Here is a 24,798-nt window from a genome sequence, read left to right as displayed (position 1 = left end):
TACTATAACAGGATGATAAACGCACCTGAAGGGGTCACCTTCAGGTGCGTTTTTTATCCGTTGTTAGTTCGCTATATAAACAGATCTCCTGTAGCCTGAAATCTCTAAGCATATTCCTTGTGAACTACCCGTCACATATCAAGCCATCTGCTATTCACTTAATCCGTCAGGAAACAGTATGGCAGTTCGCGTTCGCTACGATACCCACGAGTTTGACACTGTTGATATTCATCTGCGAAGCCTGCGCAGTAATCAGGAGTTTGAAGATGATGATGGTCAGGCTGAAGCGTTGGGTATCTCCTCTGCCAGCTGGCCGCTGTTTGGTATCGTCTGGCCGTCAGGACAGGTTTTGGCCCACCATCTGTTTCAGATCGATGTTAAAGATAAGCGCATTCTGGAAGTGGGTTGCGGCATCGGTCTCACCAGTATCCTGCTGAACCATCTGCAGGCTGATATTACCGCCACCGATTATCATCCCCAGGCGGAAAGCTTTATGCAGCGTAATACCTCTCTCAATAATGACCCTCAGGTGCCTTTTGTGCGCACCGGCTGGGCCGATCCTATGACCGGTTTAGGCGAGTTTGATCTGATTATCGGCAGTGATCTGCTCTATGAAGATGAACATGTGAAACAGCTGGCCGAATTTATCTGTCAACACAGCAAACCCAGAGCAGAGGTTATTCTGGTTGATCCCGGCAGGGGACGACACGCAAGGTTTAGTAGCGCGATGGCCGCAGCCGGATTTAATCTGTCTATCGAACGGCCGGGGCAGCCTGTCTTTATGACTAATCTGTTTAAAGGGGTGATTCTCAGTTATTCCCGCTGAATGCAGACGTTCTTTTTAGCCCGGGGAAATGCTTTCTCTGTGCTCTACAGATGCGAAGCGGGATTATCAAACGGTAGAAAATGGGTCAGTTTGTTGGTCAGCGCATGTTTGAATCACCGACTGATGGGGAGCATGTACTGTCCGATTGCGGTGAAAAAAGTCTGACTAAAAAGTTCTACTAAAAAGTTCAACAAAGAGAAGCGATCTTAAAGGAGAGTTGGCTAAGCTAGTCGTGTGGGGAATGCTGAGCTCTCACCAGGTCTGCTGACCTGGGAGATGCACAAGCAGGGGAGTATAAACGCGTACTTTCAGTGTTTATTCAAACACGATTCGCAGAGGTTCACCAAAGTCGTCATAGATCACTTTTTTACGCTGACGGGTGCTCTTTTGCGCAGCCACTGCCCGCTGAGTACGTTCGGCTTTGCGGGCATCGATCTGAGCGAGTACGCCGTTCAACGGCGTACGCTCCTGCCTCTGAGGGTTGAGAATGAATCCGGCGTTGCGATAAGAGCCATTAATCAGACCTGTAGCACCGGTAGCGACTTCAGCAACATGGCCACCCTGTTTAAGGAATGCCTGGGTTTGCATCTGTAATTGCTTACGCAGTTCTGACTTGGTCTGGCGCTTTATCATCGTTAATTTCCCCGGATGTGTATAATAAACGATCAATTATGCCCTATTAAGTGCAGCAATAGCAAAAGAGATCCCCATTTTGAGGCGATAAGTTGATTATTTATCAATATCTCGCCTGTGAATCAGTTTTTTCTCCAGCTCAACGGTCATAAACATTAATAATCCAACCATGAAAATTTTGCCCCAGGCGGCGTCATCAATCGCTGTTGTGTTAAAGAATAGCTGCATGATGGGCAGATAGGTAAACAACAGTTGAAAGATGATAACCAGCGCTATCGCATACAGTGCATAGCGGTTGCCTATAATCCCATCCCAGTTCAATACTGAGCGGGTTAGAAAACGGGAGTTCAGCAGGTAAAACACTTCCATGACAACCAGTGTGTTGACTGCGATGGTCCTTGCCGTATCTAAGTCTGTACCGCTGCTGCGTTCCCATAGAAACAGCCCAAAGGTTCCTGCGACCATCAGCAACGAGACAAATACAATTCTCCAGATCATAAAAGGCGAGAGAATCGGGCTATGGGTATTTCGTGGTGGTCGCTGCATCACTCCGGGTTCAGTTGGCTCAAAGGTGAGCGCCAGTGCCAGCGTCACGGCCGTTATCATATTGACCCAGAGAATCTGAGCCGGTGTTACCGCGAGTTGTGTGCCCAACGCTATTGCGGCCAGCACTGTTAGCGCTTCACCGCCATTAGTCGGCAGAATAAACAGGATAGACTTTTTGATGTTGTCGAACACCGTCCGTCCCTCTTCAATCGCGGAGGTGATAGAGGCAAAGTTATCGTCAGCCAGCACCATCTCTGAGGCTTCTTTAGCTGCCTCTGTCCCTTTCACCCCCATTGCAGTGCCTACATCCGCACGTTTTAGAGAGGGCGCATCATTAACGCCATCACCGGTCATTGCGACGACATGTTGTCTGGCTTGCAAGCATTGGACGATGCGTAGCTTATGTTCAGGGCTGGCCCGGGCGAACACATCGATACCCTCAACCTCATCTTCCAGCTGGCTATCGCTCATCTGCTCGATCTGATGACCGGTCAGAGCACGGGGCGATTCAGTGATGCCCATCTGCATAGCGATAGCTGTGGCGGTAATGACATGGTCTCCGGTAATCATTTTGACTTTGATGCCGGCCCGGTGACATTTTTCTACCGCAGCGATCGCTTCATCCCTTGGCGGGTCAATAATACCGACCACGCCCAGCAGAATCAGGTTGTTGCTGATATCACTAAAGTGCAGCGTGCGGTGTTCCTCCGGCAGATGTAGCATCGCCAGGGCGAGGGTCCGTTTGCCCTGGCTGGCGATCAGTTCCTGCTGGCTGTTCCAGAACGTTTCATCCACCGGCACTTTATTATCACCTTCCAGTTGCCAATGGCAGCGGGGTAGGATCGCTTCTATTGCACCTTTTATATAGACCACACCCATACCTTCGTGATCATGGTGCAATGTGGCCATAAAACGGTGTTCTGATTCAAACGGAATCAGGTCATCCCGGGGCATTTCCAGGTGGAATTCCCGTAGATCAATACCCGATTTAGCGCCCAGCACTAACAGCGCGCCCTCGGTTGGGTCACCTTCGATCAGCCACTCACCCTCTTTCTGAATCAATTGAGCCTCATTACAGAGTACGCTGGCCCGACAAAGTTGTTGTAGCTCTACCAGGTTATGCAGGTTCAGATCCTGATGATGACAGGTGAAGGTGCCATGAGTGTCATATCCAACGCCGCTGATATCGGCAGTGCAACGTGCTGTTACCACGGTGGTTACTGTCATCTCATTACGGGTCAGGGTGCCGGTTTTATCTGAACAGATCACAGAAACCGATCCTAAGGTTTCTACTGCAGGCAGGCGGCGGATAATCGCGCGGCGTTTCGCCATGCGCTGTACGCCAATCGCCAGGGCGATCGTTATGATCGCCGGCAACCCCTCGGGTATGGCGGCAACAGCAAGACCGACTGCCGCGAGGAACATATCGCCCAGGGCATAACCTCTGACCCAATAGCCGAACATCATGGTAGCCGCTGCGATCAGCAGAATTGAGCCGGTCAGCCAGCGGGCAAAGCTGTCTAACTGACGTGTCAAAGGTGTTGTCAGGGTGGTGACTTCGGTCAGTAGTGTGCTGATCCGGCCGATTTCGGTATCAGAGCCGGTGGCAATCACGGTGCCGGTGCCCTGACCGAAGCTTACCAGTGTGCCGGAGAACGCAAGGTTTGTCCGATCACCCAGATCAGCTTCGGCAGCGACCGGTTCGGTCTGCTTAGTAACCGGAACCGACTCGCCTGTCAGTAGTGCTTCATCAATATTCAGCTCTTTTAGCTTATGCAGGTGCAGGTCGGCCGGAACCCGGTCTCCCGACTGAATAAACACGATATCTCCCGGCACCAGTTCTTCAGCAGCGACCTGTTGGCGGTGTCCGTCACGGATAACAACGGCTTGTTGTGACAGCATATTACGCACTGCATCGATCGCTTTTTCTGCTTTGCCCTCCTGAAAAAAGCCCACCAGGGCATTAATCAGCACAACCGCAACAATAACGCCTGAATCTACCTGGTGGCCCAGGGCTGCAGTTACCACGGCAGCCAGCATCAATACATAGATAAGCACATTGTTGAACTGTGATAGCAGACGCATTAGCCCGCTTCTGCGGGGAGGTTCTGGCAGACGGTTGGCACCATATTTGAGTCGCCGTTCGCTAACCTGTGAGGATGTGAGCCCCTGAGGGGAGGTCTCTAATATTGTGTTTATCTTTGCGGAGTCACAGGTATGCCACTGTGTTTGAGCTCTTTCGGAAGGGATATCTGAAGAGCCCCCTGATGAAGTATCCATAAATTTCGTCCTGATGGCTGGGAACAGAATATAAGAATACCTAAAAATGCTGCAGGTGCGTTAGTCTTTCTGGTCAGCTTTCAGACCTGTAAAGAAATTACCGGAAACAACGCTGACCGGGGTCATAATTTGCTGGGCTACAAGGTGTCAGCTTAAACGAATGTAACAGCATTTAGTTGAGGCTTACGCGGTACTCAGCCCGCGTCAATCCAGTGAAGTGCTTGCAGAAACTGGCTTTCAGAAAAGTGTTGCGCCTCACCGTCGATAAAGGCTTCGCCAATTTTAACGGCCCAGTCCAGCCAGGTGCCACCACCGACGACCGCCAGGCGGATAAAATCATTGCTGTGATGGATACCCAGTTTGGTATCTTCCCACATGGCACCGATCTCCCAGCCTTTAAACTCATGGTCGAGATAGATCAGGCAGCGAACCCGGCCATGGGCTGCAACTTTCTCTTCCAGCAGGGGGAGAAATATCTCCTGATAGTCGGCAGTTGTAAGTTTTTCGCTGGCCTGAAGCACCATGATATCTCCGGCTGTTTCCGGCAGAATATAAAGCATCGCTGTTTCCTTTCATCACACAGAGGTTGCTGTGTAGTGTATCGGTGTTGATGCCAGTGTCAAAAAAGAATCAAATCAGCCGCTATAGTAACTTGAGAAGAGGTAATAGATATCGGATCGCTATTGATGAAAAGAGAGCTTATAACAAAAGAGCTTATAACGAGACTGTTTATGACGAGATCTTTTATAACAAGAGTCGTTGCCCTGATCTTGCTGCTGAGTCTCGGTGGTTGTGGTTCGCCATCCTACCGCGCAGCTGATCCGCTTACGCCGACCGCTGAGTTCTCAGAGGTGCGTGCGCGTCTATTGCAGCATTACCGCGAGTGGCAGGGGGTTCCCTATCGTTTAGGTGGCGTGGACAAGCGCGGCGTGGATTGTTCTGCGTTTACCCAACTGGCTTTTCGGCAGCAGTTGGCCATCGACATACCCCGGACAACCAAAGCACAGGCGCAGATAGGGCAACAAGTCGATATTCATCAACTATTGCCGGGTGACCTGTTGTTTTATCGTTCACCAACCAAGCTTCGACATGTGGGTATCTATATTGGTGACGGCGAGTTTCTGCATGCCTCTACCAGTCGGGGGGTGATGATATCACTGATGAGTAATCCATACTGGGAGCTACACTTCTGGCAGGCTCGCCGTCTGTCAGGAGTTTGATTCATTTCTGCTGTCGCAACAGATTGTTGCTGACCGGTGTTCTGGTATAGTGTCGCGGCACTTTATTGAATCTGAGATTATCGAGTTGTCATGAGTTATCTGCCGATTGAACAATACAAAAAAGCCTGGATCTTCAGGCATAAAGATCTGCCGGTCAGTGAAGAAGATCTGGTACAGATCAAGCCACTGACGGACGTGCGGGCTGAGCAGATCTGGTCGCAACAGATCAGTAAGCACTGCAACCATCCGGGGCTGTTCGGCGCGGATGACTGGGCAAATAAGAATCAGACCTGGCTGGAAACTGATAACTGGCAGCAGATCTGGGAATCTGATGATACCGCTCTGCCAGCGTTGCTGGCTGAACATCTGCAATGGGATGATCAGACCGTTGTCTGGTTTTGTTACAACAGCGAGCATGTAATTGAAACCCGCTGGGATGTGTTTTGCCGCAACTGGAAAAACTTTCTCTTCTTTGATGATGGTCCGTTGCTGATTGGTCGCAAGCGCAAGCAGGTGGTCCAGTTTCATCAGACCGGCAATTACCGCATTGGTAATCGTAAATAGACCTGTCTGACCGGCTGATCAGGGCCGTTAAGGTAAGACAGCGTTCACCCTCAAATCATCGTTAACTTCACTTTTATAAACCTTGCTAGGGATAGTGAGTGCCTGGGACGGATTCCTGTTGTTCTTTGTAAGGAAATCCTATGTTTCGTCCTCTTGTTGCTCTGTTGGCCGTATTACTGTCGTCTGTCTCGGTTGCAGACTCGCCCCCATCGTTCAGTAAATCAAAGCGTATTCTTGCGGAGATGTATCAGGCTAATCCCGTTAGCTTCTATTGTGGTTGTGACTACCGTACAGAAGGTAAAAAGCTGGTGCCTGACTGGGAGAGCTGTGGCTATACCCCGCGGAAAAATGCTAACCGTGCTGCACGCATCGAGTGGGAGCATGTGGTGCCTGCCTGGGCGTTTGGCCATCAGCTGCAGTGCTGGCAGGAGGGGGGGCGTAAAGCGTGCAAAAAAGACGCGAAGTTCAATCAAATGGAAGCGGATCTGCATAACCTGGTGCCGGCGATAGGTGAGGTCAATGGTGATCGTTCAAATTTCAGTTTTGCCCAGCTGGAAGGTGAACCCCGGGTCTATGGCCAGTGTGATATGGAGGTTGATTTCAAAGCCCGTAAAGTTGAACCACCGCAGAATCGTCAGGGTGATATCGCCCGCACCTATTTTTATATGCGTGACCAGTATGGTTTGAAAATCAGTTCAAAACAGGCGAAGTTGTTTGCCGCCTGGCATGCTCAGGACCCGGTAGACAGCTGGGAGTTGCAGCGTAATCAGATGATCACGGCGTTGCAGGGCAATAGTAATGCCTATGTCCGGCCAGCAAATGATAAGACCGATGTGGCGCTTGAGACTGAGGCCGTTAACCCGCCTGCCGCGGTTGTCGATAAGGCTGACAATGCTGATGAGGTTGCAAATGATTCGCTGGTTAAGCGACTGCTGACAAAACTGGGACAGCTTTAATGCTGTCCGGGACGTTCTTTTGCTCAGGCACTGCTAGTCTTTAATTAACTCGCTTAACCCTGAGTGACTTTGTTGAGACAGCTGATGATAAAACCCTATTACCGCACGGTGCTGATCTATCTGATCTTTGCTTCGCTGTGGATCTACTTTTCAGATGCGCTGGTGGCTGCTTTGTTCCAGTCACCGGAGATGATTACGCAGGCGCAGCACTTCAAAGGTTTTGCCTTTGTCGTCGGTACCTCAATCTTATTGTTGTTTCTTATTCGGGCGGATCTGAACCGGATTGAGCAGGTTAACCATCTGTTGCGAAAAAGTTACGATCAAACCCTCAAAGGCTGGGTGCAGGTGATGGATATTCGTCATAAGGAGACCGGCGACCACAGCCTGCGAGTCACTCGAATGACGGTTAAACTTGCGCGGCTGATGGGGGTTGATGGCGATGAGCTGACCTGCATCGCCCGGGGAGCATTGATGCATGATGCCGGTAAGGTTGGCATTCCGGATGCGATTCTGATTAAACCGGGGCCGCTCGATGCGGATGAGTGGGCTATCATGAAACAGCACCCGGTAATCGCCCGTGATCTGATGAGTGATATTGAGTTTCTGCAACCTTCAATCGATATTCCCTACTGCCATCATGAACGTTGGGATGGCTCGGGCTATCCGCAGGGCCTTGCGGGGGAACAGATTCCATTGGCCGCCAGGCTTTTTGCAGTGATTGACGTTTGGGATGCGCTATCTGAAGATCGGGTATATAAGCGAGCCTGGCAGGAGGATGAGGTGTTGCACTATATCCACGAGCAGGCCGGCATTCATTTCGATCCTGAGATTGTTGCGTTGTTTCTTGATCACTACGATGAGATTAAAGCGTCAGCAAAGCATGTGACATATTTCTGAACAAGCTCAGTTATGAATGGCTGTTTAGCAATGATGGTTGTTGATTAAACTTTTTGTGCCAGCTTTCAAACTGCCTTGCAGTCATGGCGCTGGCGTAGAAAAACCCCTGCCCATAATCGCAGTTTGCCTGTTGCATCAGGTTGTGTTGCTCCAGTGTTTCAATCCCTTCAGCGATCACTTTCAGCCCCAGGGTATGCGCCATGACGATGATGGCATTGCAAAGTACCAGGTCATCAGACCCGGCGTGGAGGTTGCGGACAAAGGTGCGGTCTATCTTCAGATAATCGATATCCATTCGGCTCAGATGAGCGAGGGATGAGAAGCTGGTACCGAAGTCATCCAGTCCTATCTGAATGTTGGCATCCCGCAACTGGACGATCTTTTGCTGAGTATCCGCAGAGGATTCCATCAGCAAACTTTCGGTGATCTCTATACTTAGTTCTGAGTTTTCAAGAGCTGATTCATGGGCTATCTGAAGCCAGCGCTGAAGGGCTGAATTGTCTGTATTGCTATTAAAGTGGGCTGCGGAGGCATTGATGCAGATCTGGATCTCAGGGGTTAGCTTTTTCCGCCACTGTCGTACCTGCTGCAGCGCTTCACGGAAAATCCACTCACCCAGATCCTGGATAATGCCACTTTGTTCAGCCGCCTGGATAAACTGATGGGGAAACATTAATCCTTCGTCCGGGTGGTTCCAGCGGATCAACGCTTCAGCTTTGACCACCGTCATACTCTCCAGCGCAATAACCGGCTGGTAGTAAAGTTGAAACTGCTGCTTGCTTATCGCCTCACGTAACGCGTTTATCAGGTTGGTACGTTTGAGTGACAGCGTTTGCATCCCGGCAGTAAAGAAGTGCAGTTTACTGCGGCCTGCCGCTTTTGCCGCATACATTGCCTGATCGGCATTTTTAATTAGTTGCTCAGCGTTATCGCCATCCTGAGGGTAGAGGGTTGCGCCAATACTGGCCGAGATATAGCGCTGCTGGTTTTCGAGCTCAAACGGTTGCTGCAGAAGTGACAGGATCTTTTCCCCAACCTGCTCGATCTGCGGCAGGATAATGGTGAACTCATCGCCACCCAGTCGTGAAATAGTGTCACTACTGCGCACCAGACTTTTAAACCGTTCAGCCACCTCAATCAGCAGCTGATCCCCGACATTATGACCGAGTGTGTCATTGATCTCCTTAAACCGGTCGAGATCAAGAAACAGCAATGCGAGCGATGATTTTGACCGGGCCGCCAGACGGATCTCCTGAGTCAGGCGATCCATAAACATGCGTCGGTTGGGCAGGTTGGTCAGTGGGTCAAAGTTCGCCTGTGTCCATATCAGTTCTTCGGTCTGCTTTTTCTCAGTAATATCGGAAAAGGTGGCAATACGTTGATAGACCGTATTGTCATCGTTGAAAATGGTATTGATATTCAGCCAGGCGATATAGATTGAGCCATTTTTATGGCGGTTCCAGATCTCTCCCTGCCATTTGCCTGTTTCACTGAGGTTGCCCAGCATATCCTCGTAAAACGGACTTTTGTGAACCCCGGAGCGCAACAGAGCAGGTGGGTGGCCGATCGCCTCTTCGGCCTGATAACCGGTAATCTGGGTGAAGGCGTTATTAACCTTAATGATATTTTCTTCGGCATCAACGATCATAATCGCGTCACTGCTTTCAAATGCAGCGGCGGCCAGACGCAGCTGTTCGGTTTGTCGCTGCTGCTCGAAATTCATATGGGTTCCGGCGATGCAGAGCGGGTGACTGTTTTTGCCAAATCGAATCGGCTTGCCCCGGCTTTTTATCCAGAGCCAGGCGTTGTCACTGGTAAGCAGTCTGAACTGGATCTCTGCGGTATGATTGTCCAGAACGCGGGGCAGGAAATTGACGTAAAAACGCACCTGATCTTCCGGGTGCATCAACTTTCGGAATAACTGCCGGTTGAGGTGGAACGCCTGATCTTTATACCCCAGCATCTTATAGCACTGACTGTCCCAGTGGACTATATCGTTGGTCAGGTCCCAGCTCCATAAACCGGTCTGAGTAGCTTCCATCGTGAGGCGGTAGCGCTCTTCCGATTCTCTCAATGCCAGCTCATAGCGTTTATGGTTGTGGTGAAACTGGTTAAACGCTTTAATCAGTTGCCCCACCTCATCGTTACTACTCACAGCAAGGGCTTGCTCGGTTAGCTGGCCATCCGCCATTTTGCGTATATCCCGTGAGGCATTGCGCAGAGGCGTCAGTAGCCTTTTCAACAGGTAGGTGATCAGGCTCGCCATCAGAATGCAGATCACCAGGATCACGACAATGATTTTTTCGGTGAGAATGTTAATGGTTGCCATCGCTTTATGCAGCGAATAAGAACGGATGACTACCCAGCCCATTTTGTCTAATCGGGCGGACGCAAAGATAATCCGGTTGCCATCAATGTCCCGGGTGATGCCCGATGACTCCCCAGCCAGTACCCGTTCAATACAATCGCAATGCTTCTCTTTCTGATAGCTTTCAAGGGGGACGCCTTTCAGCGTATCGGTGACATAGATACCCAGGTTCGGGTCGATTATCATCACCCGGCCACCATCCGCGAAGGTCTGCTGGGAGATCTCTTTCAGCAAGTTATCCTGAGCCAGCAGGTTAACGCCAAAGATATAACCAAGAATGCGGCCTGAAGCTGAGAGAATCGGAGTATTAATAGCAAACAACGGACTTTTCAGCCCCTTGCCAAGCAGAGGCATGGTGATAACCGTAGACTTTCGCTGGCGGGCTTGTTCCAGATGTTTACGGTCTGAATAATCAACGCCGATACGGTTTGGTACTGTTGGGTAATCCACCAGAGAGATTCCTTCCTGGTTCAGTATTACCACCCCACCGTTGAACAGAGCCTGTAGCTGGGTATCCCGCTTTAACATCTCCTGCATTCTTTCATTTGAATGCAGGCGAAAGCGGGAGTGAAGTGTCTCGGTGAACCTCTCAAGATAGTTGACCCGCTTTTGCAATGCCGAGTCCATCTGCCGAACCACCATATCGACCATGGTCTGTTGCTGTTCAACCAACAATTTGGTCGAGTCCTGTTGCAGGTATTTGAAAATAAGCAGCGTTATCGCACCCGCAGATATCAGAAAACCTGCCAGTGTCAGTATCAAAACCCGGTTATGCAGAGATGTCGGTAGAAAACGGTTAAAAACCATTCATGCATATCCATTTTTTAAAAGATGAGATCTAACTGACCAGCCCAACAGACTAGCTTAATAGCCTTAAATAGTAGCTAACGTAACAGGCGGGTACTGTAAAAGCTTATCTATCACGTCGTTGAAACACTCGGACAATTGAGAAAGATTTGAAATTAAATAGCTACTAATCACCCCAGCTTAGCTTATATACGTTAAATTTGAACGCCAAAGTCGTCAAAATGGTGATTGACCCTGCGATGGTTTCAAAACGTGTGTTAGTTGTTGTGACCGTCTGCTTCAGCGTCTGCTCAGGGTTTAGAGAAATCTTTTTCTGAAGGCCCTCAGGCGTATTTAACCGAACCACTTTCGGGTATCATTTTCGACTTTTATAACCCGCCACCCCTGGCCTTCGGTAACTGTTAATGTTTCGATTTTTTGAACGTCTGACCAATCCATATCCCGAATCAGAACCCACTCCGCCTCCGGCGGGGCTCTATGCTTTCTGCCGTTATTATATGCGGGGTATGGAGTGGCCGCTGTTGCTGATGACAGTGTGTTCTGCTCTGCTGGCGATGCTTGAAGTCTCCCTGTTTGGTTTTCTGGGGCAACTGGTCGACTGGCTGAGTAGCCGACAGCCTGACACGTTCTGGCAGGAGGAGGGGGATACTCTGACCCTGGTGGGAGTTCTGCTGCTGGTGGGGTTACCGCTACTGGTTGCACTGCACTCGCTGGTTGTTCATCAGGTATTGCTGGGCAACTTTCCGATGTCGATACGCTGGCTGGCGCACCGCTATCTGTTGCGTCAGAGTCTGTCGTTTTACCAGAATGATTTCGCCGGACGAATTGCCACCAAGGTGATGCAAACCTCACTGGCGGTGCGTGAAGCGGTGATGAAACTGCTGGATGTACTGGTTTATATCGCAGTCTATTTTCTGTCGATGCTGGTGCTGGTGGCGCAGTCTGATATCCGCCTGATGCTGCCGTTGCTGGGGTGGCTGGTGGGGTACTGCCTGTTGATGTGGTTTTTTGTGCCGCGTCTGAAGCATATCTCGGCAGTACAGGCGGATGCGCGTTCATCGATGACCGGCCGGATTGTCGATAGCTATACCAATATTTCGACGGTGAAGCTGTTCTCCCACAGCCAGCGCGAATCGGATTATGCCCGCGAAAGTATGGATGGTTTTCTCGACACAGTTTACCGGCAGATGAGACTGGCAACGGGCCTGAATGTGACGGTGCAGTGTCTCAATTACCTGCTGCTGTTTGTCACCAGTGCGGTGGCTATCTATTTGTGGAGTTTCAGTCTGGTGACGGTGGGCGCTATCGCCATTGCTATCAGTCTGGCATTGCGCCTTAACGGTATGTCCCAATGGATTATGTGGGAAGTGAGCACCCTGTTTGAAAATATTGGTACCGTTAATGACGGTATGAATACGCTGTCTCAGCCTCTTGATGTGACCGATCAGCATGATGCGAAACCCCTGGCGGTGAATGCCGGAGCGATCTGCTTTGATAACGTGTCCTTTCACTATGATAAGACCGAAGGGGTGATCGAGCACCTGAACCTGGATATCAAACCCGGTGAGAAAGTCGGTTTGGTCGGGCGCTCCGGTGCGGGTAAATCGACGCTGGTTAACCTGTTGATGCGCTTTCATGATCTGGCGGACGGCCAGATTCTGATTGATGGCCAGGACATTAGTCAGGTGCAGCAGGATAGTCTGCGGCATCAGATCGGTATGGTAACTCAGGACACCTCTCTGCTGCATCGGAGCGTGCGCGAGAATATTCTTTATGGTCATCCGGATGCTTCTGATGAACAGATGATTGCAGCGGCCCGACGGGCAGAGGCCCATGAGTTTATCCTGGGTTTAAGCGACCCTCAGGGACGTTGCGGTTATGATGCGCAGGTTGGCGAGCGAGGGGTTAAGCTTTCCGGAGGTCAGCGTCAGCGTGTTGCTATCGCCCGGGTGATTCTCAAGGATGCACCGATTCTGATTCTCGATGAAGCGACCTCGGCACTGGACTCTGAGGTAGAAGCCGATATTCAGCGGGGTCTGTCCAATCTGATGCAGGGCAAAACCGTGATCGCTATTGCTCACCGGCTGTCGACAATTGCCGCGATGGACCGGCTGATTGTGCTGGACCAGGGGCGTATCGTTGAGCAGGGCAACCATTATGAACTGGTGGCAAAAGAGGGGATCTATGCTCAGCTCTGGTCGCATCAGTCGGGTGGTTTTATCGGTATGGATGTTTGATGGCGGGTTTAGTAATCGTTATCTAACGCTAATAAGACAATAGGAGAGTCCTGATGCATGTGATCTCATGGTGGTCGCTCGCCTGGTGCGCTATTCCGGTGGTGCTTATTGCGATTGTTTATGCCAGTTGGTCAGGTAAAGCGTCTGAAATACTGCTCTCTGCTGCGCGGATGACGCTGCAGCTCATCGGAGTGGGGTATGTGCTGATGGCGCTGTTTGATAACCCCTCCCCATGGATTACCGTGACGGTTCTGATACTGATGATCAGCATCGCCAGCTGGATTGCGCTGCGCCCGGTGAATCATCAGCGCAACTATCTGAAACCCACGCTGATTGCGTTAAGCTGTTCCGCCGGGCTGCATCTGTTTATCTCTCTGGTGTTAGTGATGGGCGTTGAAACCTGGTATGAGCCGCGGGTGATCATCCCGTTAGCGGGGATGTATTTTGCCAATACTATGAACGCTATCAGTCTTGCCACCGAACGTTACAACTCTGAACTGGAAGAGGGGAAAACGGAGCCGAAGGCCCGTTTAACGGCGTTCAAGGCGGCGATGATTCCTCAGATCAACAGTTTGCTGGCGGTGGGGCTGGTGTCTCTGCCGGGGATGATGACCGGACAGATTCTCTCCGGGGTATCACCATTGATCGCGGTGCGTTATCAGATCATGATAATGACCATGGTATTGGGAAGCGGCGGCTGTGGCGCCGCATTGATGCTCTGGCAACTGGGGCGTATGCAGCCCTCAGGCCCGACTGACGATGATGCCAACAATAACAACAATCATCTGGCGGAGAACCAGTCATGAGTCAGCGACCTCTACTGTCGACCTTCATCTTTACCGGGTTTGCGTTGCTGGCTTTTGCCGGTAACTCTGTACTCTGTCGTCTGGCGTTGGGTGAACAAAGTATTGATGCGGGGAGCTTTACGGTTATCCGCTTGATATCGGGTATTGTTTCGCTGTTATTGCTCTGGTATCTCACCGGTGGGCATAAAACTGCACCAGGCAAGCAGAAAGCCGGTCGGGGCAGTTGGTCTGCCGCGCTGATGCTGTTTATTTATGCGCTGGGGTTTTCCTATGCCTATATCAGTCTGGATACCGGTACCGGCGCGCTGATACTGTTTGGCGCGGTACAGATCACGATGATTTTAGTCAGTCTGGTGCGCGGTACACGGCTGTTATGGGTTGAGTGGCTGGGTTTGGTGCTGGCGTTCAGTGGCTTTGTATACCTCTTGCTGCCGGTGCTGAATACCCCGTCACTGTGGGGTTTTATCCTGATGACGACTGCCGGCATGGCATGGGGTATCTACACCCTGATCGGGCGGGGTTCGGTTAACCCACTGGCCGATACCTATTTTAATTTTTTCAGAACGCTACCATTGGTGATTCTGACGCTGATGTTTACACTCGCTCTGGGTAACGCAGTGCTCACTGTGGATGGTGTGTTGTTGGCGATAGTCTCCGGCGCGGTTGCATCAGGCATCGGTTATGCCGTCTGGTATCGCGCTCTGAGTGGTCTGACTGCAGTGCAGGCAGCGGTGCTGCAACTGTTAGTTCCTGTTATAGCCGCAGCCGGTGGTGTGGTGTTTACCCGTGAGGTTATTAGTGTTCGACTGCTGATTGCCGCGCTACTGGTGCTGGGGGGCATCCTGCTGGTGGTAGTTGGGCGATATTATCTGCAGCAGCGGCGGGCTAAGCTCCTTTGAGTGGCCTGCGTTAAAGCGTTTTTTACAAATAACATATTCAGACAGATCGCAGACGTGGCTCTGCGAATATTATAAATCGGTGAATAGTAACCGGAGTTTCAATTGATGATGGATAGCCATCTGTTTATTACTTTTCTTATCGCGATCACCCTGTTAACCCTGACCCCGGGTGTCGATACCATGGTGACCATTCGTAACAGTGCCCGCGGTGGCTGGAAAGATGGTTTTGCCACCAGTACCGGCATCTGCTGCGGGTTGTTCCTGCACGCCACGGTATCGGCGCTGGGGATCTCGGTGATCCTGTTGCAGTCAGCCAATGCGTTTCATTTTCTCAAACTGATCGGTGCTGGTTATCTTATCTGGCTGGGATTGAGCAGCCTGTGGAGTATTGTCAAAGGGGGCAGTATTTTCCGTTTGCCGGATTCCGGTGAGAGGGCGTTTCGAATCGAGCGGTCATTGCGTGAGGGGTTTCTCTCCAACGCCCTTAATCCGAAAACGGCCCTGTTCTATATGGCTTTTCTGCCCCAGTTTATTGACCCGCAAGGGTCGGCGCTGACACAGTCCCTGTGGCTGGCGGCGATACATTTTATCATCGCTATGCTGTGGCAATGCACCCTGGCGCTGGCGGTTAATGGTGCCCGCAACTGGTTACAAAGCAAGGCCGTGAGTGTCGGCTTTAATGGGGTCAGCGGCTTGGTGCTGATCTATCTGGGCGCGCGACTGGCGTTAACGGAGGATTAAGTATGGATATAACACAACTTTTTGGTATTCAGCTGCCGCTGATTCAGGCACCGATGGCCGGTGCTCAGGATGCTGCGCTGGCGATTGCGGTGAGTAACGCTGGCGGACTGGGTTCTTTGCCTTGTGCCATGTTAAGCCCGGAGCAGCTCAGAAGCGAACTGGACACTATTCGCGCGGCCACCGATAAACCGGTCAATCTGAACTTTTTTGCCCATACCCCGCCGGTTGCAAATCCGCAGCGGGAGCAGCAATGGCGCAAACAGTTACAGCCCTATTATCAGCAGTTTGGTATCGACCCAGAAACTATTCCTGCGGGGCCGGGCCGCAATCCGTTCGATAGTGAGATGGCGGCGGTTATCGAACAGTACCGACCGGCCGTGGTCAGCTTCCATTTTGGTCTGCCGGCGCCAGAATTGCTTGACCGGGTGCGCAACAGCGGCTGCAAAATTCTCTCCAGTGCCACTACTGTTGCCGAAGCTTTATGGCTGGAGCAGCAGGGCGTTGATGGGATTATTGCACAGGGGATTGAAGCCGGAGGACATCGGGGCTTTTTTCTGAACCGTGATCTACATTGTCAGTCAGGGACGATGGCGCTGTTGCCGCAGATTCTTGCCGCCACCCGGTTGCCGGTGATTGCCGCTGGCGGCATTGCGGATCGTCGGGGCATCCGTGGCGCACTGGCGATGGGCGCTGCAGGGGTGCAATTAGGCACAGCGTTTCTGCTCTGTGATGAGTCTCGTATCAGTGAGATTCACCGCCAGGCATTACAGGAACCAAATACCCCCACCGCCCTGACTAATATTTTTTCCGGTGGTGCCGCCCGGGGTATCGTCAACCGGGTGATGGCTGAGTTGGGGCCTATTGCCCCGCTGGCCCCTGAATTTCCGCTGGCAACCGCGTCGATTGCGCCGTTAAGAGCCGCCGCTGAGCAGCAACAGTCAGGTGATTTTTCACCCCTGTGGAGCGGTCAGAATCGTTCCGGTTGTCGTTCACTGCCCGCCGCTGAGTTGATTACTGACCTGTTTGGCGGGATGGCTTGATTTAGCGCTTGATAAGAGGGCTTAACTGGCGGGTTTGATAGGTTGAATTGACAACTTTGTGGCTGGATAATTTTATCTCAGGGGTTGATATATGAATACTCACCCCCAGATTAAAAATAATTCACTAATCTAGGCCTCTGTCAGCAGTGCTGTTCACGTCTTACACATTTGAGGTCTGAACAATGCAGATTGCTGACAAGAAAATTGTCCTTATACACTACACCCTGAAGAACCTGGACGATGAGGTTATGGACTCATCTGAAGGCGCAGAGCCGTTGGCGTACCTGCATGGTACTGGCAGCATTGTTCCGGGTCTGGAAAAAGAGCTGGTTGGCAAAAAAGCCGGTGACAAGGTGAATGTAGAAGTGTCTCCTGAAGAGGGTTACGGCGAGCTTAACCCTGAACTGATTCAGGAAGTAGACCGTGCTGCGTTTGAAGGGGTCGACAATATCGAAGTGGGTATGCGTTTTATGGCGCAGACTGCATGGGGCCAGCAGCCGGTGGTTGTCACAGCAATTACCGATGAAACGGTTATCGTTGACGGTAACCATCCACTGGCAGACCAGACTTTGAAGTTTGATGTCGAAGTCGTTGAAGTACGTGATGCAACTGAAGAAGAACTGAGCCATGGTCATGCGCACGGCGAAGGCGGACATCATCACTGATACACTGTGAAGCCACAGTAACATCCTATTAAAAGGCGCTTAGCGCCTTTTTTTATCGGCAAAAATAGTCTTAAACTTGCCGATCTGTCAGTGACTGAAGTATCTGAAATAATGATTTTGGGTACTTTTTACCTCTGAGTCATCGATTATTTCACCCGTTGCTGTATATATAATGGACAGGACGGTTAGCCCAGCCAAAGGAAAAGTGAGCCCGATGCGAGATCAGATTGAAGCGGTGATAAAAGAGGTGTCCAGTGTTCTCTATGGTAAGCAGGAGGAGATCAAACTGGCGCTGACCTGCATCTTCAGTCAGGGACACCTGCTGATAGAAGACCTGCCCGGAATGGGAAAAACCACTCTGGCCCATGCTCTGGCTAAAGTGCTGGGGTTAGAGTATCAGCGCTTGCAGTTCACCAGTGATATGTTGCCCGCGGATATTCTCGGCGTCACGATTTTCGACCCCTCCAGCAATCAATTTAAGTTTCACCCCGGCCCGGTATTTACGCAGTTGTTATTGGCCGATGAAGTTAACCGGACCACCCCTAAAACCCAGTCTGCGTTGCTTGAAGCGATGGAGGAGGGCCGCGTCAGTCTGGATGGTCAAACCCATCAACTGCCCGAGCCTTTTTTTGTTATCGCAACGCAAAACCCGGTGACCCAGCAGGGCACCTTTCCATTGCCCGAATCTCAGCTGGATCGTTTTCTGATGCGTATCGAACTGGGCTATCCCGATGCCTGTGCGGAGCGCGAGTTGCTGCGTGGCGGCGACCCCCGTGAGCGTCTCAGTCGTCTGCCCGCGGTGATCTCGGTCTCCCAGTTGCAACAGATATCGCAGGCCTGTGCCAAGGTTAAAGTGTCTGACAGCATTCTCGACTATCTGCAACGGCTGATCGCCCATAGCCGTCAGGCGCCTGAGTTCAGTTTTGGTCTCTCCCCCCGGGGGGCGCTGGCGCTACTGAGTGCCAGTCGCAGCTGGGCTTATATCGAAGGCCGTGACTATGTTATACCCGAGGACCTGCAACAGCTGCTGGGGCCGGTCGCCGGACACCGTCTACGCGCGGCAGAGGATATCGGCGGGTTTGGCGCTAACGCTCTGATTCAGCAGTTGCTGAGTCGGGTTGATGTGTTGGGCTGAGTGACAACGATGATCTCTGAGCTGAGATTTCGCTGATGATCGGGTCAATACGACAACGGTTGGGGCGGGCGGTATTTAACTGGAGTCTGCGCCGCAGCCCGCGGTTAAAGCAGCTCACCCTGAGTCAGCGGCGTATCTATATCATGCCCTCGCGCGCCGGTTTTGTGTTTCTGCTGTTATTACTGGTGATGCTGACCCTGGCGATTAACTTTCAGAACAACCTGATGTTTGCCATGACGTTTCTGCTGGCCAGCCTGTTTGTGATAACCATTTTGCATACCTATGCAAATCTGTCGGGGCTGACCATACGATTTTTGCGCGGCCATGCCTGTTTTGTCGGCGAGCAGGCGGCGTTCGATCTGACGCTAACGGCGCGAGGTTCACGCCAGTACGAAAGTATCCAGCTGCGTTTGCTTTATGGCAGCGGCACTGCCGTGGATCTGTTAGAGACCCGGCAAACCCATGTTACGCTGTATCAGACAGCCCGGCGGCGAGGGCCTCTGCTGGCGAATGCGCTGCTGGTCGAAACCTTTTACCCGCTGGGTCTGTTCCGCGCCTGGACCTGGTTGCAGGTGGATCTTAATACACTGGTTTATCCACGCCCGGTGGCCGGAGGGCAGTTAACCGATCTGACCGGTTCCGGGGCTGGCGATCAGGCTCAGGTGCATCCGGGAGAGCGCACAGGTGGGGAAGAGTTTACCGGGCTTGAGCAGTATCAGAGCGGTATGTCCCTGAAACGTGTCGCCTGGAAAAATTATGCCCGGGGGCAGGGGATGCATGCTAAGCAGTATGTTGAACTGAGTGATAATCGACGCTGGTTAAGCTGGCAGTTATGGCCTGAGCTTACCCCGGAAGACCGAATTTCCCGTCTCACCTGGTGGGTATTGCAGTTGCACCGCAGTGGTGATGAGTATGGCCTGTTGTTACCCGGTGTTGAGATCAGCCCTGATCGGGGTGAAGCTCATCGGGTCCGGGTGCTCGAAGCGCTCGCCTGTTTTGGTCTGAACACTTCTGCTAAAGATGCCAGTCAATACGATGCTCAATACCAGACTCAATACCACACTCATTACAACGCAGGGGAGAACACACCGTGAAGCCGTTGTTCCAGTTGACCCGCAGCAGTATGATCTGGCTGCTGGTGAGTATCCTGATGGTGATGGCGCCTTATATTACGGTGGTGCCTGTCTGGCTGTTCCTGCTGGCGCTGCTGACGGTAGGTTGGCGTCTGATGGTGCACAGTGGCCGCTGGAGCTTTCCGCACTGGAGTGTGCGTTTAGGTTTATTGCTGCTAGTACTGGTAGGCCTGCTACTGGAGTTACGCTCGGGATCGGTGATGGTGGTGACAGTCGGTTTACTGGTGGGGGCGTTTTTACTGAAACTGATGGAGATGTATCACCGTCGGGACGCGCTGGTGGTGCTCTATGTTGCGCTGCTACTGATTGTGTGCAGCTTTCTGTTTTTTCAGTCAATCCCGATGGCCTTGTATAGCCTGTTGTCGCTGATCGTGGTGACAGCCTGTCTGAATACGGTCTATCGCAGCCAGCAAAACAACGATGTCTGGCGCCCGTTGAGACGTTCAGCGCTGCTCTATCTGCAGGCATTACCGATGATGCTGGTGCTGTTTCTGATCTTTCCCCGCATTGGCCCGTTGTGGCAGGTTGACATGAATACCGGACAGAGTTTTACCGGGCTATCCGACTCGATGTCTCCGGGTGATGTCAGCCGCCTGACCCGCTCTGCCGAGATCGCCTTTCGCGCAAGTTTTGATGAACAGTTACCGCCTGAAAACCAGCGATACTGGCGTGGTCTCACTTACGACCGGTTTGACGGTCGTCGCTGGACCCGTTCGCAGGTGGGGGCAGACCGGATAGAGGACGTGGGATCGGCCCCGGTGCAGCTGCTTAATGGGCCGGATTATCGTTACCAGGTAACGATGGAAGCAACTGGCCAGCCCTGGCGTTATGCGCTGGATGTTCCGCTCAGTTATCCCGCTACTATGAGACGGATCAGTGATATGACGCTGCAGGGTAAAAACCCGTTGATGCAACGGATGCAATATCGACTGATCTCCCGCTTTGCGCCATTGCAAGAGTCGCTCTCAGCGATCCGCGTCCGGGATTACCTGCAATTACCAGAGCAGGGCAATGAAAAAGCCCGGAAACTGGCCTTGCAGTGGCTATCGGAAAGCGCCGATGTGCAGGACTTTAGTGCAAAAATGCTGGGCTATTTTGCCACTGACTTTCGTTATACTCTGGAGCCACCGCTGTTGACGCAGGGAGACCCGGTAGATCAGTTTCTGTTTCAGACCCGACAAGGTTTTTGTGGTCACTTTGCCAGTGCAGGTGTGTTTCTGTTGCGCTCTGCGGGCATTCCGGCCAGAGTTGTCGGTGGCTATCTGGGGGGCGAGCTGAATCCGCTGGATGGTGCGCTGACGGTGCGTCAATATGAGGCCCACGCCTGGCTGGAATACTGGGATAGTGACAGTTTAAGCTGGCACCGGCTGGACCCTACCGCGGTGGTGGCGCCGTTGCGACTGGAACAGCCAGCGGCGCAACTGTTCGGTACCGAACCCTCATTTCTGGCCGATGCGATGTTGATGCGCAATGGTTTTCTCAGTGGTGCGCTATTGAAACAGCTGCGGTTGCGTTATGAAGCGATCAATTATGGCTGGCATCGCTGGGTGTTGAATTTTCATGAACGTCAGTCCGGTTTTTTACAGCAGTTACTCGGCGATATCTCTGTTGTTAAGGTGATACTGCTGCTTCTGGTGCCGGGTGGGTTGGTGCTGCTGGCCGTAGCGGGGAGTTTGTTTATCCGTCGGGGGCCGCGCAAAGACCCGCTACAGAAAGCGCTGCAGCAGCTGGATAAACGTTTGCTGCCATTCGGATTGCAGCGAAGAAACGGTGAAACGACCGGTCATTTTTTTACCCGCTTAGCGGTGTCTTATCCTTCACTTTCTGATGAGTTTGCGGCATTGTCGCAGTGTTATGAGCAGATCCGTTATGCGGAGAATGCCAACCCTCGGTTGCAGCAACACTTCAGGAGTATTATTACCCGTTGTTGTGCTTCAATTCCTCAACGTAAAGCTGCCTGATCTGTTTTTTAGTATGATATATGTCTTAAGTATGTCTTAAGTATGTCTTAAGTATGTCTGATGATGAATGATGCCCGATTGATACAGCGCTTACACTGCCGCTTTTATTGCCCTTCAATGGTGGGTTGTACCTATGAATACTGATGCTCAGTTGATGCCGCAATATACCCTGCGGCGCAGCTCCCGACGACGCACTATCGAGATTCAGGTACGCCCTGATAGTGTCAGGGTGCTGGCCCCTACCCGGGTGGCCCAATCCCGCATCGACCGGCTGGTGGCTGAAAAAACCGAATGGATCAGAGTGCGACAGCAGGAGCTGCGTCTGCGATTACCTGCAGCTCCTGCCTCAACAGTGCTGGAACAAGGTAGTCAGTTGCTCTGGCTGGGTGAATGGTTAACCCTGGATATTGCCATCGATCGGCCTCTGACCCGCATTACTCTCTCTCCTGACCGGATCAGACTGGAACTTTCCCGACGCATCAGAAAAGCACACAACGAGGCAGTAAAAGAGCAGCTGGAGTTATGGTATCGCGCTCAGGCGCAACATTATTTTGAAGCGCGGGTTGATCACTGGAGCGCGCAGATGAAACTGACACCGGCTAAGGTAGTGGTACGCAGTTATCGGCGTAAGTGGGGCTGTTGTAACAGTCGTGGTGTAGTCAGTTTTAACTGGCTGCTGATGATGGCACCGGCGGAGATTATCGACTACGTTATTGTTCATGAGCTGAGTCATCTGCAACAGATGAATCATTCGCCGGCGTTCTGGGCGGTGGTCGGCAAGTATTTTCCTGGTTATCGTGATGCGAAAGCCTGGTTAAACCGCAGAAGCGGTCAGTTACAGTGGCCTCCGATAGCCGGTCTGTAGTGAGACGTAAAAATCTGTAATACAGAAGTGATGCGAATTGTTTTAGTAGGGTATGATTAATTACGACCTATGGCTAAAAAATATAGGCCATTAGTCTCTATCTGTATGTTATTTATCAATATTACATGAAATGGGTAGTTTTTTTCTGTTAACTGCAGCACTTATGATTTAGTTTTTATAAGCGTAATCACAATAACAATGACAAAGAAGTGGATGAGTATGGGGCTCTATGACACCGTAGAAAGAAATTTTTTTAACTCATTAACCCGTAAAATTGTTGGCAACGTTGTGTTTCTGTTGTTGCCCTCGTTCTTGTTTATGGGTCTCAACTGGTATGGCCTGGGACAACTGTCACAAACCGTGGCTCAGACCAGTAACAACCCTGAACTGATCTCAACGCTGGGTCAGTTGCAGATGGTCAGCTGGCTGTTTTTTGCCTTTGCGATAGCCGCTTCGCTGTTTATCATCTTCTTTATGCGCCACATCTTTTTGCGGCCGATCGGTAAAATGATCGATGTCCTCAGCGCCATAAAAGATAAGGATGGTGATATATCCGCAACCCTGCCAGATTTCACCCATGATGAAATATCGACCATGGCGTCCAGCTATAATGGATTTTCTACCAGTCTGAAAAAGATTATTGCTGAGACCCGCAATCACAGTGTGCGGGTTGCCCTGAGTGCGACTCAGCTGAGTAAGGTGCTGCAGGAGGTTCATCAGTCGACCAGCGCTCAGGAGGAACAAGCCCAGCAGGTGCTGATCTCCAGTCAGGAGTCCACCACCGCGATTCAGGAAGTGGCGGGTAATACCCTGAAAATCTCTGAGTACACCAGTAACAACCTCAATGAGATCAGAAGTTCCAGCAATGAGCTGGAACAGGTATTAGGTCAGGTACGCAATATTTCAGAGCTGGCCTCCGGTTTTCAGGAGACAGTTGGAAAACTAAGTGCCAGCTCAGAGAAAATTACCGAAATTCTCTCGATGGTCAAACGGTTCTCCGATCAGACTAACCTGTTGGCGCTGAACGCCTCAATTGAAGCCGCCAGAGCCGGTGAGGCGGGGCGGGGTTTTGCTGTGGTTGCTGACGAGGTGCGTAACCTATCACAGCAGGTACAGAATGCGACCTCTGAGATCGATCAGAATATCGCGGTAATGACCGATCTGGTGAACGATACCAAGTCCAACTCGGCCAATATTCTCGAGTTCACCCGCAATACTGAAAGCTTTATCAGTGATACCAGCGTGCAGTTCACCCGTCTGGTGAGTGATTTTGAAGGGGTTAACAATCAGCTGACAACCATTAGCTCAACGCTGGATGAGCTGTCTTACACCAACAAAGAGTCCCATTCCCATGTTGAACGTATTGCCGGTATCAGTGGCGATATTCGTGATGAGATGGAGCGTTCCCGAACATTCTCTGCTGAGTTGGAAAGTTCGACAGAGGAGACCCAGGAGCTGCTGTCACGCTTCATTATCGGTTACGGTAGCTTCGAAAATATCATCCAGGCTGGACGCGGGTGGGCACGTGATATGCAGGAAGCGTTGGAAAAACTTAATAGTCAGGGCTTTGATCTGTTCGACCGTAATTACAAACGGACCAATGAGGGGCGGGTGCCTGAGAAGTTTGATGTCAGCTATGTGGAAGCCTTTGAAAAGCTGCTGCGGCCGATGTACGACCGTTGCTTAGTAGAGAAGCCTGAGCTGATCTATGCGCTGGCCATCGCAGTTGATGGCTATGCCCCGGCTCATCACCTGAAAGTGTCTGAGCCTCTGACCGGAGATTTTGCTATCGATAACGCCAAAAGTCGTCATCGTCGCTTCTTCAAAGGTAGTCGTGCTGAGGTTCGTCGGGTAACCAATACGGCGCCTTTCCTCTTGCAGACGTTTGTACGGGACACCGGAGAGGTACTTAACGATCTGACCTTCCCAATCTATGTTAACGGTCGGCACTGGGGCGCATTTGCGCTGGGTTTCAATCCGGAGATATTGCTCGATAGCGAAACTAAAAAATGAATTAGTTCAGTGCATAGCTGATTTATGTTCTTTACCAGGCCCGCGTCCTAAAAGGAGGCGGGCTTTTTTATACTTGTAATGAGTTGTGGGTCGATAATTTTGCGGTAAAAAGTGCTCATTCTTTGTTTGCTCTTAAGTGCAGTCTCATTCCTTTTATATCTGCAGATATAAAGTTATATCGTCCCATGTATCTGATGGCTATAGAG

At 51.4% G+C, this 24,798-nt stretch carries 20 protein-coding genes; 16 read left to right on the top strand and 4 right to left on the bottom strand.

Annotation, left to right across the window (positions count from 1 at the left end):
• Positions 1-178: 178 nt before the first annotated feature.
• On the top strand, positions 179-826 hold the full coding sequence (locus Q0499_RS02050; RefSeq protein ID WP_299195483.1) for a methyltransferase domain-containing protein: 648 nt from the start codon (positions 179-181) through the stop codon (positions 824-826).
• Between the two features lie 315 nt (positions 827-1,141).
• Here Q0499_RS02050 and Q0499_RS02045 read toward each other — a convergent pair whose 3' ends face one another.
• The 3 genes from Q0499_RS02045 to Q0499_RS02035 all read right to left on the bottom strand — a co-directional run bounded on the left by Q0499_RS02045 (position 1,142) and on the right by Q0499_RS02035 (position 4,845).
• Positions 1,142-1,459, bottom strand: a complete 318-nt coding sequence (locus Q0499_RS02045; protein ID WP_299195481.1) for a hypothetical protein — start codon at positions 1,457-1,459, stop codon at positions 1,142-1,144.
• A 96-nt stretch (positions 1,460-1,555) separates the two neighbouring features.
• Positions 1,556-4,285 carry a cation-transporting P-type ATPase gene (locus Q0499_RS02040; protein ID WP_299195479.1) on the bottom strand — a complete coding sequence of 910 codons (2,730 nt, stop codon included), beginning with the start codon at positions 4,283-4,285 and terminating at the stop codon, positions 1,556-1,558.
• A gap of 194 nt (positions 4,286-4,479) precedes the next feature.
• A complete protein-coding gene (locus tag Q0499_RS02035; RefSeq protein ID WP_299195477.1) occupies positions 4,480-4,845 on the bottom strand; it encodes an STAS/SEC14 domain-containing protein in 366 nt (121 codons plus the stop codon).
• A 171-nt stretch (positions 4,846-5,016) separates the two neighbouring features.
• Here Q0499_RS02035 and Q0499_RS02030 point away from each other — a divergent pair, with 171 nt between their 5' ends.
• From Q0499_RS02030 to Q0499_RS02015, 4 genes are all read left to right on the top strand, one after another.
• Positions 5,017-5,505 (top strand): NlpC/P60 family protein, encoded by a 489-nt coding sequence (locus Q0499_RS02030; protein ID WP_299195475.1) that lies wholly within the window; start codon positions 5,017-5,019, stop codon positions 5,503-5,505.
• 90 nt (positions 5,506-5,595) lie between these two features.
• The gene (locus tag Q0499_RS02025) at positions 5,596-6,069 is read left to right on the top strand and encodes a DUF2947 domain-containing protein (RefSeq protein WP_299195473.1); all 474 of its coding nucleotides are present in this window, start codon (positions 5,596-5,598) and stop codon (positions 6,067-6,069) included.
• A 140-nt stretch (positions 6,070-6,209) separates the two neighbouring features.
• The gene (locus tag Q0499_RS02020) at positions 6,210-7,025 is read left to right on the top strand and encodes an endonuclease I family protein (protein ID WP_299195471.1); all 816 of its coding nucleotides are present in this window, start codon (positions 6,210-6,212) and stop codon (positions 7,023-7,025) included.
• Between the two features lie 84 nt (positions 7,026-7,109).
• A complete protein-coding gene (locus tag Q0499_RS02015; RefSeq protein WP_299195470.1) occupies positions 7,110-7,922 on the top strand; it encodes an HD domain-containing phosphohydrolase in 813 nt (270 codons plus the stop codon).
• 10 nt (positions 7,923-7,932) lie between these two features.
• On the opposite strand, the gene Q0499_RS02010 is transcribed toward Q0499_RS02015, so the two are convergent.
• Positions 7,933-11,097, bottom strand: coding sequence for an EAL domain-containing protein (locus tag Q0499_RS02010; RefSeq protein ID WP_299195468.1), 3,165 nt, complete (start codon positions 11,095-11,097; stop codon positions 7,933-7,935).
• A 404-nt stretch (positions 11,098-11,501) separates the two neighbouring features.
• On the opposite strand from Q0499_RS02010, the gene Q0499_RS02005 reads away from it, so the two are divergent.
• The 11 genes from Q0499_RS02005 (at position 11,502) to Q0499_RS01955 (ending at position 24,592) form a co-directional block, all read left to right on the top strand.
• Complete coding sequence (locus Q0499_RS02005) at positions 11,502-13,334, top strand: ABC transporter ATP-binding protein (RefSeq protein WP_299195466.1); 1,833 nt, start codon at positions 11,502-11,504, stop codon at positions 13,332-13,334.
• A 53-nt stretch (positions 13,335-13,387) separates the two neighbouring features.
• Positions 13,388-14,140 (top strand): ABC transporter permease, encoded by a 753-nt coding sequence (locus tag Q0499_RS02000; RefSeq protein ID WP_299195464.1) that lies wholly within the window; start codon positions 13,388-13,390, stop codon positions 14,138-14,140.
• A complete protein-coding gene (locus Q0499_RS01995; RefSeq protein ID WP_299195462.1) occupies positions 14,137-15,039 on the top strand; it encodes a DMT family transporter in 903 nt (300 codons plus the stop codon). The genes Q0499_RS02000 and Q0499_RS01995 overlap by 4 nt, the downstream gene beginning before the upstream one ends.
• A 108-nt stretch (positions 15,040-15,147) precedes the next feature.
• Positions 15,148-15,780 carry a LysE family translocator gene (locus tag Q0499_RS01990; protein ID WP_299195692.1) on the top strand — a complete coding sequence of 211 codons (633 nt, stop codon included), beginning with the start codon at positions 15,148-15,150 and terminating at the stop codon, positions 15,778-15,780.
• 2 nt (positions 15,781-15,782) lie between these two features.
• Positions 15,783-16,820, top strand: a complete 1,038-nt coding sequence (locus Q0499_RS01985; RefSeq protein ID WP_299195460.1) for a nitronate monooxygenase — start codon at positions 15,783-15,785, stop codon at positions 16,818-16,820.
• A 182-nt stretch (positions 16,821-17,002) separates the two neighbouring features.
• Positions 17,003-17,485, top strand: a complete 483-nt coding sequence (locus Q0499_RS01980) for a peptidylprolyl isomerase (protein WP_299195458.1) — start codon at positions 17,003-17,005, stop codon at positions 17,483-17,485.
• Between the two features lie 214 nt (positions 17,486-17,699).
• A complete protein-coding gene (locus tag Q0499_RS01975) occupies positions 17,700-18,620 on the top strand; it encodes a MoxR family ATPase (protein ID WP_299195456.1) in 921 nt (306 codons plus the stop codon).
• A gap of 35 nt (positions 18,621-18,655) precedes the next feature.
• Positions 18,656-19,714, top strand: coding sequence for a DUF58 domain-containing protein (locus Q0499_RS01970; protein WP_299195454.1), 1,059 nt, complete (start codon positions 18,656-18,658; stop codon positions 19,712-19,714).
• A complete protein-coding gene (locus Q0499_RS01965; protein WP_299195452.1) occupies positions 19,711-21,714 on the top strand; it encodes a DUF3488 and DUF4129 domain-containing transglutaminase family protein in 2,004 nt (667 codons plus the stop codon). Before Q0499_RS01970 ends, Q0499_RS01965 begins: the two co-directional genes overlap by 4 nt.
• Positions 21,715-21,847: 133 nt before the next feature.
• On the top strand, positions 21,848-22,579 hold the full coding sequence (locus Q0499_RS01960; protein WP_299195450.1) for a SprT family zinc-dependent metalloprotease: 732 nt from the start codon (positions 21,848-21,850) through the stop codon (positions 22,577-22,579).
• A gap of 198 nt (positions 22,580-22,777) precedes the next feature.
• On the top strand, positions 22,778-24,592 hold the full coding sequence (locus Q0499_RS01955) for a methyl-accepting chemotaxis protein (RefSeq protein WP_299195448.1): 1,815 nt from the start codon (positions 22,778-22,780) through the stop codon (positions 24,590-24,592).
• Positions 24,593-24,798 lie beyond the last annotated feature (206 nt).

It is taken from the genome of uncultured Amphritea sp., assembly GCF_937127095.1.
In the GTDB taxonomy this organism is placed as follows: domain Bacteria; phylum Pseudomonadota; class Gammaproteobacteria; order Pseudomonadales; family Balneatricaceae; genus Amphritea.
The sequence above is the reverse complement of the archived record's forward strand: the minus strand, read 5'-3'. Positions and strand labels throughout refer to the sequence as shown.

Excerpts from the sequence above, each read along its gene's own strand:
- Q0499_RS02050 (WP_299195483.1), top strand. The coding sequence starts at position 179 with ATGGCAGTTCGCGTTCGCTACGATACCCACGAGTTTGACACTGTTGAT.
- Q0499_RS02045 (WP_299195481.1), bottom strand. The coding sequence starts at position 1,459 with ATGATAAAGCGCCAGACCAAGTCAGAACTGCGTAAGCAATTACAGATG.
- Q0499_RS02040 (WP_299195479.1), bottom strand. The coding sequence starts at position 4,285 with ATGGATACTTCATCAGGGGGCTCTTCAGATATCCCTTCCGAAAGAGCT.
- Q0499_RS02035 (WP_299195477.1), bottom strand. The coding sequence starts at position 4,845 with ATGCTTTATATTCTGCCGGAAACAGCCGGAGATATCATGGTGCTTCAG.
- Q0499_RS02030 (WP_299195475.1), top strand. The coding sequence starts at position 5,017 with ATGACGAGATCTTTTATAACAAGAGTCGTTGCCCTGATCTTGCTGCTG.
- Q0499_RS02025 (WP_299195473.1), top strand. The coding sequence starts at position 5,596 with ATGAGTTATCTGCCGATTGAACAATACAAAAAAGCCTGGATCTTCAGG.
- Q0499_RS02020 (WP_299195471.1), top strand. The coding sequence starts at position 6,210 with ATGTTTCGTCCTCTTGTTGCTCTGTTGGCCGTATTACTGTCGTCTGTC.
- Q0499_RS02015 (WP_299195470.1), top strand. The coding sequence starts at position 7,110 with ATGATAAAACCCTATTACCGCACGGTGCTGATCTATCTGATCTTTGCT.
- Q0499_RS02010 (WP_299195468.1), bottom strand. The coding sequence starts at position 11,097 with ATGGTTTTTAACCGTTTTCTACCGACATCTCTGCATAACCGGGTTTTG.
- Q0499_RS02005 (WP_299195466.1), top strand. The coding sequence starts at position 11,502 with ATGTTTCGATTTTTTGAACGTCTGACCAATCCATATCCCGAATCAGAA.
- Q0499_RS02000 (WP_299195464.1), top strand. The coding sequence starts at position 13,388 with ATGCATGTGATCTCATGGTGGTCGCTCGCCTGGTGCGCTATTCCGGTG.
- Q0499_RS01995 (WP_299195462.1), top strand. The coding sequence starts at position 14,137 with ATGAGTCAGCGACCTCTACTGTCGACCTTCATCTTTACCGGGTTTGCG.
- Q0499_RS01990 (WP_299195692.1), top strand. The coding sequence starts at position 15,148 with ATGGATAGCCATCTGTTTATTACTTTTCTTATCGCGATCACCCTGTTA.
- Q0499_RS01985 (WP_299195460.1), top strand. The coding sequence starts at position 15,783 with ATGGATATAACACAACTTTTTGGTATTCAGCTGCCGCTGATTCAGGCA.
- Q0499_RS01980 (WP_299195458.1), top strand. The coding sequence starts at position 17,003 with ATGCAGATTGCTGACAAGAAAATTGTCCTTATACACTACACCCTGAAG.
- Q0499_RS01975 (WP_299195456.1), top strand. The coding sequence starts at position 17,700 with ATGCGAGATCAGATTGAAGCGGTGATAAAAGAGGTGTCCAGTGTTCTC.
- Q0499_RS01970 (WP_299195454.1), top strand. The coding sequence starts at position 18,656 with ATGATCGGGTCAATACGACAACGGTTGGGGCGGGCGGTATTTAACTGG.
- Q0499_RS01960 (WP_299195450.1), top strand. The coding sequence starts at position 21,848 with ATGAATACTGATGCTCAGTTGATGCCGCAATATACCCTGCGGCGCAGC.
- Q0499_RS01955 (WP_299195448.1), top strand. The coding sequence starts at position 22,778 with ATGACAAAGAAGTGGATGAGTATGGGGCTCTATGACACCGTAGAAAGA.